Genomic DNA, 13,266 nt, shown 5'->3' with positions numbered 1-13,266 from the left:
TCACCGCGTTCACGGACGCCGAGGCGCTGATGCAGTCGATCAACGCCGCCAACATCTACCACTTCATCCTGAAGCCATGGGATCCCGCGGAGCTGATCCACACCGTGCGCCGCGGCGTGGAGCGCCACCTCCTGAGCGCGGAGCGCGAGCGCCTCGTGCAGGACCTCGCGGCGAAGAACGCCGACCTCGAGGCCACGCTCGCCGACCTCCGGGCCGCCCAGGCCCGCGTGGTGAGCGAAGCGGGGGTGCGCGCGCAGCTCCAGCGCTACGTCTCGCCGCGCCTCGCTGACATGGTGGTCGGCAACCCGACCCTGCTGGATCAGCCGGGAGAGTGGCGCGAGGCCACCGTGCTCTTCGCGGACATCCGCGGCTACACGCGCCTCATCGAGAGCACGCCCGGCCCCGTGGTGCTCCGCCTCCTCGACGCCTACCTGGCGCGCATGGTCGAGGTGATCTTCCGCCACGGCGGGACTGTGGAGCAGCTCATCGGCGACGAGATCGTGGTCCTGTTCGGCGTGGCCGAGGGAGGCCAGGACGCGCCCGCGCGCGCGGTGCGGGCCGCCGTCGAGATGGTGACGGCGGTGCGCGGGCTGTCGGCGGGCTGGGCATCCGAGGGTCTGCCGCGCTTCGACATCGGGGTGGGCATCGCGTCGGGGCCGGTGATGGCGGGGACCATCGGCTCCGCCGAGCGCCGCGAGCTGGTCGTGGTGGGGCGGCCCATGATCGCGGCCGCCCGCATCCAGCGGATGACACGCCTGTTCGACGCGCATATAATCGCCGCCGACAGCACGTTCCGCGAGGTGAGCGGCCTCGTGGCGCACCGCGAGCTGGGCTCCCCGAAGCTGAAGGGCCTGAAGGATCGGGAGACGCTCTACGAGATCGTCGGGCTTCGGGAGCCCGGCGTTGCCGCTGGCTGACTCGCTTCATTCCGGAGAAGACCGAGGCGTCACGGGGGACGATGGACGAGCGGGCGACGGTCCTGATCGTGGACGACGAGCGCCGCGTGCTCGACGCGCTCGAGGCCATTCTCGCCGACGAGTTCACGGTGGTCCGTGCCGAGGGCGGTGAGGAGGCGCTGCGGACCCTCACCGCGAGCCCCGACGTGGCGGTGATCGTGACCGACTACCGCATGCCCGGCATGACGGGCGTGGAGCTCCTGCGCCGAAGCCAGGACGTCGTCCCCGACGCGATGCGGATCATCCTCACCGCCTACACCGACGTCGACAACCTGATGGAGGCCATCAACACCGGCCACATCTATCACTTCGTGCCCAAGCCGTGGGATCCGAACGAGCTCCGGCTGATCGTTCGCCGCGCCGCCGAGCGCCATGCCCTCCTCCGGGACAACGCGCGGCTGCGGGACGAGCTCGAGCTGGCGGTGAACACGCTGCGGCGCGAGGTGGCGGAGAGCCGCGCACGGCCCCTCGACTTCGAGGGGCTGATCGGCGCCGCCGGTGGCCTCCGGCCCGCGGTGGAGCTCACGCGTAAGATCCTTGACACCGAGACCACGGTGATCCTGCTCGGCGAGACTGGCACCGGCAAGGAGATGTTCGCGCGCCTCATCCACGACAATGGCCCCCGCCGCCAGGCGCGCTTCGTGGCCCAGAACTGCGCGGCATTGCCCGAGTCGCTGCTCGAGTCCGAGCTGTTCGGCCACGCGCGCGGCGCGTTCACCGGGGCCAACGCCGATCGCAAGGGGCTCTTCGAGGAGGCCGACGGCGGCACGATCTTCCTCGACGAGGTGGGCGAGATGTCGCCGGCCATGCAGCTCCGCCTCCTCCGGGTGCTGCAGGAGGGGGAGATCCGCCGTGTGGGCGCCTCGAGCCCGCGCCGCATCGACGTGCGCGTGCTCGCGGCCACCAACGCCGATCTGGAGATGGATGTCGAGAGCGGGCGCTTCCGGAAAGACCTCTACTACCGCCTGAACGTCTTCCCCGTCCGGCTGCCACCGCTCCGCGAGCGCGTCGAGGACATCCCGGCCCTCGCCGAGTATTTTCTCCGGATGTATCGGGAGCGCGCGCGGCGGGCCGTACCCGGGATCACGCCGGAGGCCCTGCGTTGCTTGCGCGCCTATCCCTTCCCGGGCAACGTGCGCGAGCTGGAGAACGAGATCGAGCGCGCGGTGGCGCTCGCCGAGCCCGGCCAGCCCATCGGCCTCGCCCAGCTCTCCGAGCGCCTGCGGGGGAGCGAGGCGCGGCCGGCCGCGCCGCTCACCCTCAATGACGCGATCGAGCAGCTCAAGCGGCGCATGATCGAAGACGCGCTGCGTGAATGCGGCTCGAAGACCCGCGCCGCGGAGCGGCTCGGCCTCACGCGGCAAAGCCTGCAGCAGATGCTCCGGCGGCGCTCCGAAAGCTAGCCGCCCCCAGCCGCGCGCCCGGAGAATACCCACCGTCTATCGACGGTGCTCGCCCCATGCCTCCGTACAGGCGTAGGATGAAGCGAACGCCCATGAGTCTCGGGGGCAGCATCACGAACGCGGTGAAGAGGGTGGTGCGGGTGACCAAGGGCGCCGTCCGGTGCTCGTCCGCGCCCCCAATCACGATCGTCAATGCCATCACCTTTGGCCTGCCCGATCTGCACCTCGGCTTTCTCGTGTGGCCGGTCAAGCCATCGGCACGTGCAGTACTGGTGAACGGAGGCTCGACATGATGCGACACCTCTTCATCCTCGCGCGCGACCGGGCGGCGCTGGGGGCGCCACTCACCATCGCGCTCGATCGGCATCTCGCGCGCGGTGAGCAGATCGATATCATGCCGGACCGGCGGAACACCGACGGTACGCGCGCCCCGCAGTGGCCGACCGGGCGCGAGCGCCGCCGGTCCGGACTCGCCGAGCAGATCGCCGTGCAGGGCTATGCAATCTGCTCGCGTCAGGAGGATCACCCTCCAGTGGCCGGCGCCACGGCGCCTCGCCGTGATCCGGCCGCCGCGCCCGGGCGAGGCCCGATGGAGCGAGGCCCGATGGCCCCGCCGCCAGCCCCGCCGCGCCCGTTCGCCGAGGGGCCGCGTTCGGTCTACGACGAGCGCCGGCCGGAGATCGAGGAGATGCGGGCGGCCCGGGCCGAGGCCGAGCTCGCGCGCGAGGCGGGCTTTCGCGGCCGGATGGGAGGACGTCGACTGAGCGAGCCGCTGCTCGACGACGAGGATTGGTCGTCTACGGGGGAGGACCCCTATGGCGAGGAGCCTACACGGCGACGGGGCTTTTTCGCAGGGCTGACCAGCGCATTCGCGACCGCGCTGATCCTCGCCGTGGCGGGGGCGTTCCTCTTCGCCCCGCAGATCCGAGACTTCGTGACGGTTCTCACCGAGCCGCGCCGCGCGGCCGTCGAGTCCACCGGAGACCGGTCGAGGACCTTGACGGCGAGCGAGGAGACCGCGGGCCGTTCCGCGGCTCCCGCGGCGCCGTCGAGTTCCGCTCCCGCGCCCACGCCGATGCCGGCGACGCCTGCATCCCCCGCGCCCTCGGGCAACGCCACCCCGCCGCGCGAGGTCGTCCGGGAGCCCGCGGCCGCTCCGCCGCGCCAGTCCGCCCAGGAGCCCGCGGCCCTACCGTCGCGCCAGTCCTCGCAGCAGCCCACGCGCAGCGCGAGCGCGTCGCGGGACACCGGCGCCCGGCGCGAGGCGGCGCCGCCCGCCGAGCCCACGCCCGCCCGCGACGCGGCGCTTCCACCGCGTGAGACCGAGGCGGCGCGAGAGCTTCCGCCGCCGTCGCTGCCGCCGCGCCGCGCCGAGCTGACGTCGGCAGGCGCCACGCGCACCGAGCGCCTTCCTGATTTCCCCGGTCTTCCCCGCGTCGACGTCACTCGCGCACCCGGCCAGGACGGAACCACCTTCACGGTGCGCCTGACCGATCAGCGCGGCAGCCCGATGTCCGGTGCGCAGGTGACGCTGCGGCAGAAGTCCAACGACGGCTACGTGCGCGAGACCACGCTCGAGCCGATTGCGCCCGCCGGAAGCTATCGCGGCGCGGTGCCCATCGCCTCGGGCCGGCAGTCGCTCACCGTGCGGGTGGTGCTGGGCGACCGGCGGGTGGAGATGCCGGTCAGCGAGTAGGGAGCCCGGGCGCGCTACTTCGCCTTGGTCCAGGTCTGGGTCTTGTAGAAGGGACCCAGGTACCCCCGGACCTTGAGCTCGGCGCCTTCGTTCCAGATCTCGGCCCGGTAGATCTTGCCGTCCTCGGGATCCAGGATGGTGCCGCCCTTGTAGTGTCCGCCGTCGGCGACCAGATCCTTGATGATGATGAGGCCCACAACCGGCTTGTCCTTGTCCGCCCCCTGGCACTTGGTGCAGACCTTGGGCTTGCCCTTATCGTCGTTCGGCTCGGGCAGACCGACGATCTTGCCGTAGATCTTGCCGCCCTGATCGTAGATCTGCACCTCGGACTTCACCTTGCCCGTCTTGTCGTCGATGGTGTTCCAGTTGCCGAGCGGCGTGTCGGCGCCCGCCGCCACCGCCGCGGCGAGCCCGAGTGTGAGCGCCGTCGCGATTCCCCGCGTGAGTACCCGTGTCTTCACCATGGGGCCCTCCCTGTGGCCGCTATACACTACCGCCATGGCCAACGATACATCGATCAGCGGGTACTGGGAGCGTGAGGGTCTCGGCCGGGCCATTCTCGACGCGCTCGCCGCCGCGGGCAGGCGGCTCGACGCCCTCACCGTGGACGATCTCGCCCCCGCCGACCACTTCCACGGCGGTGGGCTCGACGCCACGCTTCGCCTGGCGCGCCTGGCGGGGCTCGACAAGGCTCCGGCCGGCACGCGCGTGCTCGACGTGGGCGGTGGGATCGGCGGCCCCGCGAGGACGCTCGCGACGCGCTATGGCTGCCGCGTCACCGTCATCGACCTCACGGACTCGTTCGTGCGCGCCGCCCAGCTCCTCACGGACCGGCTCGGTTTGGGCGACCTGGTCACGCATCGGGTAGGCGACGCCCTCGCGCTGCCCTTCGACGACGGCGCCTTCGACGTGGTGTGGACGCAGAACAGCGGAATGAATATTGCCGATAAGGCCGGCCTGTACGGCGGCATCCACCGCGTGCTCCGCCGCGGCGGGCTGCTCGCCACCCAGGAGCCCATGGCCGGCCCGGCGGCGCCCATTCTCTATCCGGTGATGTGGGCGCGCGACGAGCGCGCGAGCTTCCTCCGTCCGCCGGCGGCGATGCGCGCGCTGCTCGAGGCCTCCGGCTTTCGCGTGCGCGCGTGGGATGACGTCACCGCCGAGACCGCGGGGCCCGTCGACCCGGCTGCGATCCCCGCCTACGCCGCGCCCCGGCTCATCATGGGCGCGGGTCTCGACGAGATCATCCGGGTCGGTCACCGCAACCGCCAGGAAGGGCGGCTCGTCTCCGTTCAGGCGGTGCTCGAGCGGCTGTAGCCTTCGAGCGTGCCCACCAGCTCCACCAGTCCCCGCGTGTCCTGCCCGCAGTAGTCGCGCAGCGCGCGCTCGAGGCGCGCCGTCTCCGCAGGGGTGAGGCTTCCCTCCGCGCGTCCCCGCACGAGCCGATCCCACGTGGGACCGGCCTCGGAGCCCCCGGCCACCTCCATCCCGTCGTAGCCGAGCGTCGGCATGAGGGCGGGCACCACGCGCTTGAGCGAGAAAGAGCCGAGGAAGCGCGGATGGTACACGTGGGTCCGCATCACGCGCAGGAGATCCCAGAGCCGCGCGCGGATGCCCTCCGCGGCGGGCGCCAGATCGGGGAGCCAGCCTGCGAGGTCGGAGAGGCGTCTCCCCTCGAACTCGCTATAGACCACGATGGGCCCACGGTCGCCCACCGCCGCGGCCAGGGCCTCGAGGAAGCGGCGGCGCGGATCGCCGGGGTCGGTGGGCAGGAAGTCGTAATGTTCGGGCGCGGCGCCGGGCGCGCGCACGACGTGCAGCGACCACTGGAACGGGATGCCGTCGTACGGCCGCATCCCTGCGAAGCGCGGAAGCGCCGGCGCCAGGGTCTCGAAGTCCATGAAGGCGCGGGGGTAGCCGAGCACGGCCAGCTCGTTGGCGAGCCCATCGGTGACGAGCAGGCGGCCTTCGAGCACAGCGCGGCGGGCGAGCTCCTGATGCGGCTTGAGGGGAAGGTCGTCCGGCAGATCACCGATTCGCGCGATGCCCTGCGCGAGGAGGTCGGCGAGCCGGCGGCCATGCAGGCCGGGCAGATGCGCGACGTGGTCGTCGGGGAGCGGCGCATTGCAGCAGTCGTAGAACTCGCAGAGGCGGGGCGACGTGCACTGCGGGCCGGGCGCGATCGCCGGCGGCGCCTCGCCCGCGAGCGCCGCGCGCATGGCGGCGAGCCGGCGCGGCAGCTCGCCCTCGAGCTCGCGAAGCTCGCGGGTGACGTCGACGATGCTGAAGAGCCGCGTGATGTCCAGGCCGCCGCCCGCGTAGACGTAGTCGCGATTGATGTGCATGACGGCCGCCGCCTCGATCTCGAGGCCGCACCCGGCGAGCACGTGACGCTGTATGGCCACGTCGGTGAGATCGTGTGCCCGCACTCCCGTGGCCGATTTCACCTCGAGGAGGCGCCAGCGCCTCGCGGTCGCCCGGACGAGCACGTCCACGCGCACCAGCACGTCGTCGTGGCGGAACGTGGCTTCGAAGATGGCAGGAACAGCCGGGTCGCGCACGAGGGCCGCGGTGCGCATCAGTGCCACGTCGAGCCGGTCGGGCGCGGCGTCCACCGCCACGCCGCGGGGAAACGCCTGCCGGGCGAGCCGGCCGACCTCATGTCCCTGCTCGCGGATGAAATTCTGCGCGATGCTGGGCGCGGCGGCGAGGTCAGGGGCGGTGAGCTGGAGATAGAGCCGCTTGTGGCACTGCAGTCCCCCGAGGACGCGGCGCTTGGACAGCGTGGGCATCGTGGCCATCACGCCCAGGGTAGCGCGCGGGCTCAACCGCGCGGGATCAGAACTTCTTCCAGTTCTGCACCTCCTCGTTCGTAGGCAGCCACTCTCCGAGGTTGCCCGCCCCGGCCAGCGACGAGCCCCTGCCGGAGGCGCGGATGAGCCGGAAGTGCCGCCCGTCGAAGAGACGATAGAGCGCAGCGGAGATGTAATCGTCCGCGTCGTCGGGATTCCGATAGTCGTACGTCTCCATTCTCTCGGCCACGGTGCGGCTCCAGCGCAGCTCGTCTTCGGTCATGGTGATGGGCATGGTGGCCCCTTCGGGGTGCACGTGGCATTCCCGGCGTGCCATCCACGACGACGCGGAGCTAACTGTGCGGCAGCGTTGCGCTCTCGGCGCCTGAGTCAGATCTTCTCGCCCCGGTGCCGCTGCACTGCGTGCCGCTCGCGAGTTCGAAATGCGGGAGTTGAATGGAAGGAACGCAAGTCAGATCAACGGGTTAGGCAACATGCCCTGCCGAGAGGGCACCCGAAGTGGGTTGTGCAGCCGCCGGACGGCCTTGCTCATCTCCTCGGACCAAGGTCTCATTGGAGTGACCAGGCGTGCTGGTCGAAGATGGGCGTGGCGAAGTCCGGAACCGGGCGCGCGGCGGGGGAGGGGGAGGGACCTCATGAACGTCTTCTTCTTGAACCTGGTCATCCAGATGATGGCGGGAGCGGTGGGCGGTAACGCCGCCGCGACGCTCTTGAGATACTTCAACCTGGGTCCCGTGGCGAACTCGATCGTGGGCATGATCGGCGGAGCTCTCGGCGGTCAGATTCTCAACGAGATTCTCACCGGTGGCGCTGGCGTGGGCTCACCGTCGGGCGCGCTCGAGCTCAGCTCGCTGCTGACGCAGATCGTGGGCGGCGGCGTGGGCGGCGGCATTCTCACGGCGATTGCCGCGCTGATCCGTCAGGCGGCGGGCGGCCAGGGCAGGCGCGCGTAGCGAAGTGCGCGCGCCGCGGCTGGGCCTGCTCTGCCTGCCCCGGTCGGTGACCTCGGCCGTGGCGGATGCGCGACTCGCCGAAGACGTCGGCTTCTCGATGGTCGGCGTCGCGGACAGCCAGTCAGTATTCCGCGAGCTCTATGCGACGATGGCGCTCTGCGCGCAGGCGACCCGCCGCGTGCTGATCGGCCCGTCCGTGACCAATCCCATCACCCGGCACCCCGCGGTGGCGGCCTCTGGCATCGCGACCGTGGACGAGATCGCACCGGGCCGCGCGTTCTTCGGCATCGGCTCGGGCGACAGCGCCATCCTGAACCTCGCCGAGCGACCCGCCACGCTCGCCGACCTGCGCGCCTATATCGCGGCGGTTCGCGCGCTCCACGCCCGTCGGGAAACCGAGTGGCGCGGGCGCGCGGTGCGGCTCACCTGGGCGCCCCGCGCGGTGCCCATCTATCTCTCGGCGGAGGGGCCACGCACGCTCGAGCTGGCCGGCGAGGTCTGCGACGGCGTCATCGTCAACGTCGGGCTCGAGCCCGCGCTGGTGCGCGACGCGGTGGCGCACGTGCACGCGGGGGCGCGCCGGGCCGGCCGGGACCCCGATGCCATCGATCTCTGGTGCATGGTGCGCGCGAACGTGACCGATGACGTGGCCGCCGGCATTGATGAGATCCGCATGGAGCTGGCCTCGAACGCGCACCACGTTTTCCGCTTCACGCTGGAGGGCAAGCACGTGCCGGGCGATCTGGCCGACGCCATCCGGCGGGTGCAGAAGGGCTATCAGCCCGCGGCGCACGAGGCGCTGGGCCCGAGCCCGAACGCGCGCCTCCTCGACGCCGAGCCGGCGCTCCGCGCCTACCTGGCCGAGCGCTTCGGCGCGGTCGGCCCCCCCGCGGTGTGCGCCGAGAAGCTCCGCGGCGTCGTGGAGGCGGGCATCGACGGCCTGCTCGTGACGGGGTTCGTGGCCGAGCGCACGCGCCTCATCCGTGCGCTCGGGGACGAGGTGTTGCCGCGGCTCGGCTGAACTCGTCCGCGCCGGCGTCGATCCCCATCTCGCGAAGCATGGCCGCCGCGGTCGTCAGGTGATGCTCGGCCTCGGCTCGCCGACCCGCTCGATCGAACAGAACGCCGAGTCCCTCGTGGCAGCGGGCCCGGAGCGGGCGCATCTCGAGCTCCTCGGCGATGGCCAGCGCGCCGCGGAAGTGCTCGACGGCTACGTCGGCCTCCTTCGCATCGCGTTCCGCTGCGAGATTGCCGAGAAACCAGAGCATGCTGGCCTCGGAGCTTCGCTGCTCGCTCTGACGCGCGAGGGCGAGTCCCTCGTGCCAGGCGTTGCGGGCCTCGTCTCGCCGCCCGGCCTGCAGGTAGAGCAAACCCAAGTTGCGCATCCCGTAGGGGTGGAGAGCATTGCCCGGCTCGAACACGCGTAAGCTCTTCTCGAGGCGCTCCAGCCCCTGCGCCAGCTGCCCGCCGGCGGCCTGCTGAAGGCCGAGCGCGACTCCGACGAGCGGCATCATGAGCCCGACGTTGCCCTGCCGCGCGAGGTCGAGGCTGCGCTCGAGATGACGCAACGCCTGGTCGTCGACGTGCTTCAGCTGATAGACACGGCCGACGCACCAGTAGGCGATGCTCCCGCTGAAGGAGTGGTCGAGCTCGTCGGCGAGGCGAAGAGCCTCGGCGCCATGCGCCAGAGCCTGGTCGAACTGCCCGCGCTCGGCATGCGTCAACGCGAGCCAGCCCCGGCAGGTCACCGCGGGGAAGATTTGCAGGCCGCAGGAATGACGGGCCAGATCCCCGGTGAGGAGCGCGATGCACTGCTCGAAATAGGCGCCGGCCCGCGCCTGATAGCCGGCGATCGCATGGCTGAGGCCGAGCGACTTCATCGCGTTCACTCTCAACGGCACATCGCCCAGCGTTTCGCCCGCGGCCAGCGCCCGCTCGGCGTGGGCGCATGCCTCGCGATGCCGGCCCACGACCCAGTCGTAGTAGCTGAGAAGGCTCGAGGCCCATGCGAGCCGGTGGGCATCTCCTAGCCCTTCGGCGGCGCGCATGGCTTGTGCCGCCCAGTCACCCTGCCGGGCGAACTCGCCCAAGGCGCTGAAGCAGTTCGACAGCTCGAAGCGCACGTCGATGGCCTGCTCGATGGCGGCGCGGCGCTGGGGGACGGCATCGAGCGCGGCGAGCGCCTGCTCGAGATAGGCCACCGCCTCGGTATGGGCGCCCCGGGCGGTCGCCACCGAGGCTGCGCGGCGGAGATGCGGGGCCGCCAGCGCTGGATGGCCGGCCTCGCAGTAGTGTCGGCCGAGCGCACCCGCATGCGGATCGAGATGTCCCGCGTATGTCCGCTCGATGGCGCGGGCCACGGAGCCGTGGAGGAGCCGGCGCCGCGGGGGAAGCAGGCGGTGATGCGCGACTTCGCGGATGTAGTCGTGCGCGAAGGCGAGCCGTTCGCCCGTACTCTGGAAGACACGGCGGCGGACGAGCTCCTCCACGCCTTCGGCGGCGGCCCGATCGGAGACCCCGGCGGCCATCGGCAAGAGTGTGTAGTCGAATTCGCGCCCTATGATCGCGGCCACGGCGACGAGCGTCTGCTCGCGCCGGCCGAGCCGCTCCAGCCGTCCCAGGATGACCTGCTGGATCCGCTTGGAGAGCGGCAGCCGGTCCGCGCTCGCTGGCGTGGTGCCTTCGCGCAGGGCCCTCATCGTCTCGACCACCATGAACGGGTTGCCTTCGCTGAGACGCCAGACTCGACGGGTGACCCGCTCCACATCCGACGCGGCCGCGAGCTGACGCACCAGCGTGAGGGTCTCCGTCTCGGTGAGCGGCATCACATTCAGCGTGAGCTCGCCTCCCGTGGGATCCGACTCGGTCAAGAGCCGGCGAGTCAACGGCCGGTCGAGCAGCTCCTCGTCCCGGGCCGAGGCCAGGAGGAGTAAGCGCCCCATCCCCCGGCGCCTGGCGAGGAAGGCCAGTAGGCGCACGCTCATGTCGTCGGCCCAGTGCAGGTCGTCCAGCGCGATCACGGTGGGCCGCCGCGAGGCCACGGCGGTGACGACGTGCGCGACGGCTTCGAAGATCCGCCGGTAGTCCTCCGGCGGCGCCGGGACCGAAGAGCGCTCGCCGCCGAGCTCGGGTACCAGTCGCGCGAGCTGGGCCCGGTGACGCGGATGCGCGGCCGCCATCTCGTCGACGCCCACCCGCGCCGGCTCGCTGCGGAGGATCTCGATCCAGGGCGCGAAGGGCAGGACCTGCTCGCTCTCGAAGCAGCGCGCCATGATGAGTTGTCCGCCCTGCCGCTCGATGCGGGCGCCCAGCTCCTGGATGAGTCGCGTCTTGCCGATGCCGGCTTCCCCGAGAACGGTCACGAGCCGGCCGCGGCCTGCCCGCGCCGCCTCGAAGGCGTGGCCGAGGCGCGAGATCTCGCGCTGACGCCCAATCAGGCGGCCGGTGGCCGGGGCGGGCGGCGGCTCTGGCGCCGGGGCACGCGGCGTGGCCGGCGCGGCATGGGAGAGGGCCTGCTGATAGAGCGCCTTCGTAGCCGGCTCCGGGGCGACGTCGAGCTCTCGCTGCAGGACGTCGACACAGACCTGGTATTGCCGCAGCGCGGCGGCGCGCCGGCCCCCGCGGAGATAGAGCTGCATGAGCGAGCGGTGCACGGACTCGTGCAAGGGATCGAGGGCGAGCAGCCGGAGGGCCGCCCCGATGGCCCCCTCGAGCGCCTCCGCGGCGACCGGCTGCGCGCAGAGCCTCTCGAGCGCGCGCGCCGCCTGTCCGCGCAGGCGCTCGCGCTCCGCGTGGAGCCAATCATCGAAGCGCGGCTCGCGGAGCCGGAATCCTTCGAGGAGATCCCCCCTGAAGAGTGAGAGCGCCTGGGCGAGTGCCTTGCCGTCTCCGCCCGCGGCGAGCTGCTCGAAGCGCCGCACGTCGATCTCGATGCCCGTGTCGTTGAGGGCGATGGTCTCGTTGCTGGTCTCGAGGAGGGCCGGCTTCGCGCGGGGCAGGGCCCGCCGCACGGCGACCAGGGCCTGACGAAGGCTCTGGCGGGCCTGGCCGTTGTCTGTCCCCCAGAGGAGCCCGCCCACGCTGTCGCGCGTATGGCGCACCCCCGGGCGCACGCTGAGATACGCCAGCAGCGCCTGGGCCTTCTTGGAGGTCAGGGCGACGGGCGCGCCCGAGCCGAGCTGGGCTCGAAAACCCCCCAGGAGCGTCAGCGAGAGTCGCGCCATCGGCGTGGGGCCACCCTGGCGGGACTATAGCAGGCCGCCTCCCGGCGCGGCGTGGGCGGCTACCACCGGATTGACGATATTTTCACGCCCGGCGTGCCGGCGCGCTCACGCCTGCCGCGTAGAAAAGCTCCATGCAGGCGTGGCGCGCGATCGGCTTGGCGCTGGCTCTACTGTGGCCCCTCTCCGTTTTCGCGGAGGAGGAGCCGGCGGGCTTTCTCGACCGCCCCTGGGGCACGCGGTGGACCAGCGACGCGATCGGCGCCCTGCCCGGTTGCGAAAACCAGGGCGAGACCATCGCCGATGTCGAGGGCTTCATTGTCCGTGTCGCGCAGCCGGAATGCCTGGGGTATCGCTTCGCCGAGGGGCTCACCGTCAACCTGTATCTTCTCTATCCTGATATCGGGCGACGTTCACTCGACGGGTCGCGCGTCACCGTGCGGAGCCTCCTCGATCACCGGCGGATGTGGGGACTGGATCTCTACGCGGTGGAGATGCTCGAACGGTGGGACGCGGAGCTGCGCCGCCGCCACGATCTGCGCGCGCGACATGGAGCCCGCCAGCCCGTCCTCCGCGCCATGGCCCATGGAACCCTGGATCTTCCCGCTGAGGCCCGCGGCCTCCAGGGCTATCAGCTGAGCTTTTCGCGGACGCAGTACGACGCGATGCGCGTCGCCTTGCTGCGACGGCTTGGGCCGCCGCTGCGCGAAGGGGAAGGGGAGCATGTCGAGGGGCTCGAGTGGCGAGGCGAGCGAACGATCGCCCGGCTGATGCCGGATTATTTCGTGGTGGTCACGCGTGCGTACGCCGCTCTCCTCGACGTGCCCGCGATCCCGCCCCGCACCGGGCCTCCGGCTCTTGCGTCGTATCCGTGGTATCTCCAGCTCGTGGAAGGGTTCGCGTGGGCGCGCAATTCCGGCTTCCGTGGGCCCGGCTCCGACCGCCTCAACCCCTGAGGCGCCCTCAGCCCGCGACCGCCTCCACGCGCGCCGGCACGTGCTTGTGCCAGGGCGTGCCCGCAAACCAGTCGCGATCCTCGCTCGCGGTGAGCTCATTCGGCGCCGCACCGGTGAGCACCGGCGCGCCGTGGTCATCCGGATAGTCGAGGCCGAGCCCGTTCGGCAAGGACACGTGCCCCGGCTGCATCGTGTCCGAGACCTCCACCGCCACCGTGACGCTGCCGCGCTTGGTCGTGACGCGCGCGGTGGCGCCGTCGGCGAGGCCG

13 protein-coding genes are annotated in these 13,266 nt (G+C 71.5%); 8 read left to right on the top strand and 5 right to left on the bottom strand.

What is annotated here, in order from left to right; genetic code table 11:
• From VFX14_17930 to VFX14_17915, 4 genes are all read left to right on the top strand, one after another.
• A partial coding sequence (locus tag VFX14_17930; protein ID HEU5191569.1) for an adenylate/guanylate cyclase domain-containing protein occupies nucleotides 1-917 on the top strand: 917 nt, incomplete at its 5' end.
• 41 nt (nucleotides 918-958) lie between these two features.
• Nucleotides 959-2,359 carry a sigma-54 dependent transcriptional regulator gene (locus VFX14_17925; GenBank protein HEU5191568.1) on the top strand — a complete coding sequence of 467 codons (1,401 nt, stop codon included), beginning with the start codon at nucleotides 959-961 and terminating at the stop codon, nucleotides 2,357-2,359.
• A 92-nt stretch (nucleotides 2,360-2,451) separates the two neighbouring features.
• A complete protein-coding gene (locus VFX14_17920; protein HEU5191567.1) occupies nucleotides 2,452-2,652 on the top strand; it encodes a hypothetical protein in 201 nt (66 codons plus the stop codon).
• Nucleotides 2,649-4,055: a hypothetical protein gene (locus VFX14_17915; protein ID HEU5191566.1), complete on the top strand. Its 1,407-nt coding sequence runs from the start codon at nucleotides 2,649-2,651 to the stop codon at nucleotides 4,053-4,055. Before VFX14_17920 ends, VFX14_17915 begins: the two co-directional genes overlap by 4 nt.
• A 14-nt stretch (nucleotides 4,056-4,069) precedes the next feature.
• On the opposite strand, the gene VFX14_17910 is transcribed toward VFX14_17915, so the two are convergent.
• A complete protein-coding gene (locus VFX14_17910) occupies nucleotides 4,070-4,519 on the bottom strand; it encodes a DUF2147 domain-containing protein (GenBank protein HEU5191565.1) in 450 nt (149 codons plus the stop codon).
• Nucleotides 4,520-4,553: 34 nt separating this feature from the next.
• Between VFX14_17910 and VFX14_17905 the strand changes: the two genes are divergently transcribed.
• Nucleotides 4,554-5,372: a methyltransferase domain-containing protein gene (locus tag VFX14_17905; GenBank protein ID HEU5191564.1), complete on the top strand. Its 819-nt coding sequence runs from the start codon at nucleotides 4,554-4,556 to the stop codon at nucleotides 5,370-5,372.
• On the opposite strand, the gene VFX14_17900 is transcribed toward VFX14_17905, so the two are convergent.
• Complete coding sequence (locus VFX14_17900; GenBank protein HEU5191563.1) at nucleotides 5,348-6,883, bottom strand: DUF2779 domain-containing protein; 1,536 nt, start codon at nucleotides 6,881-6,883, stop codon at nucleotides 5,348-5,350. The genes VFX14_17905 and VFX14_17900 overlap by 25 nt on opposite strands.
• A gap of 10 nt (nucleotides 6,884-6,893) precedes the next feature.
• A complete protein-coding gene (locus VFX14_17895) occupies nucleotides 6,894-7,142 on the bottom strand; it encodes a hypothetical protein (protein ID HEU5191562.1) in 249 nt (82 codons plus the stop codon).
• A gap of 361 nt (nucleotides 7,143-7,503) precedes the next feature.
• Between VFX14_17895 and VFX14_17890 the strand changes: the two genes are divergently transcribed.
• Together VFX14_17890 and VFX14_17885 are read left to right on the top strand one after the other, a co-directional pair.
• On the top strand, nucleotides 7,504-7,821 hold the full coding sequence (locus VFX14_17890) for a hypothetical protein (GenBank protein HEU5191561.1): 318 nt from the start codon (nucleotides 7,504-7,506) through the stop codon (nucleotides 7,819-7,821).
• 4 nt (nucleotides 7,822-7,825) lie between these two features.
• Nucleotides 7,826-8,842 carry an LLM class flavin-dependent oxidoreductase gene (locus VFX14_17885; GenBank protein HEU5191560.1) on the top strand — a complete coding sequence of 339 codons (1,017 nt, stop codon included), beginning with the start codon at nucleotides 7,826-7,828 and terminating at the stop codon, nucleotides 8,840-8,842.
• On the opposite strand, the gene VFX14_17880 is transcribed toward VFX14_17885, so the two are convergent.
• Complete coding sequence (locus tag VFX14_17880; protein ID HEU5191559.1) at nucleotides 8,799-12,044, bottom strand: AAA family ATPase; 3,246 nt, start codon at nucleotides 12,042-12,044, stop codon at nucleotides 8,799-8,801. The two genes, VFX14_17885 and VFX14_17880, sit on opposite strands and share 44 nt — an antisense overlap.
• Before the next feature lie 131 nt (nucleotides 12,045-12,175).
• On the opposite strand from VFX14_17880, the gene VFX14_17875 reads away from it, so the two are divergent.
• The gene (locus tag VFX14_17875) at nucleotides 12,176-12,997 is read left to right on the top strand and encodes a hypothetical protein (protein ID HEU5191558.1); all 822 of its coding nucleotides are present in this window, start codon (nucleotides 12,176-12,178) and stop codon (nucleotides 12,995-12,997) included.
• 7 nt (nucleotides 12,998-13,004) lie between these two features.
• Here the strand turns inward: VFX14_17875 and VFX14_17870 are convergent.
• Nucleotides 13,005-13,266 (bottom strand): molybdopterin dinucleotide binding domain-containing protein (locus VFX14_17870; GenBank protein ID HEU5191557.1); only part of this gene is annotated, 262 nt, incomplete at its 5' end.

The sequence above is a fragment of the Candidatus Methylomirabilota bacterium genome, from assembly GCA_035764725.1.
In the GTDB taxonomy this organism is placed as follows: Bacteria; Methylomirabilota; Methylomirabilia; order Rokubacteriales; family CSP1-6; genus DASRWT01.
The sequence above is the reverse complement of the archived record's forward strand: the minus strand, read 5'-3'. Positions and strand labels throughout refer to the sequence as shown.

What these genes read in the sequence shown, in the direction of transcription:
- VFX14_17925 (HEU5191568.1), top strand. Translation starts at nt 959, where the DNA reads ATGGACGAGCGGGCGACGGTCCTGATCGTGGACGACGAGCGCCGCGTG.
- VFX14_17920 (HEU5191567.1), top strand. Translation starts at nt 2,452, where the DNA reads ATGAGTCTCGGGGGCAGCATCACGAACGCGGTGAAGAGGGTGGTGCGG.
- VFX14_17915 (HEU5191566.1), top strand. Translation starts at nt 2,649, where the DNA reads ATGATGCGACACCTCTTCATCCTCGCGCGCGACCGGGCGGCGCTGGGG.
- VFX14_17910 (HEU5191565.1), bottom strand. Translation starts at nt 4,519, where the DNA reads ATGGTGAAGACACGGGTACTCACGCGGGGAATCGCGACGGCGCTCACA.
- VFX14_17905 (HEU5191564.1), top strand. Translation starts at nt 4,554, where the DNA reads ATGGCCAACGATACATCGATCAGCGGGTACTGGGAGCGTGAGGGTCTC.
- VFX14_17895 (HEU5191562.1), bottom strand. Translation starts at nt 7,142, where the DNA reads ATGCCCATCACCATGACCGAAGACGAGCTGCGCTGGAGCCGCACCGTG.
- VFX14_17890 (HEU5191561.1), top strand. Translation starts at nt 7,504, where the DNA reads ATGAACGTCTTCTTCTTGAACCTGGTCATCCAGATGATGGCGGGAGCG.
- VFX14_17880 (HEU5191559.1), bottom strand. Translation starts at nt 12,044, where the DNA reads ATGGCGCGACTCTCGCTGACGCTCCTGGGGGGTTTTCGAGCCCAGCTC.
- VFX14_17875 (HEU5191558.1), top strand. Translation starts at nt 12,176, where the DNA reads ATGCAGGCGTGGCGCGCGATCGGCTTGGCGCTGGCTCTACTGTGGCCC.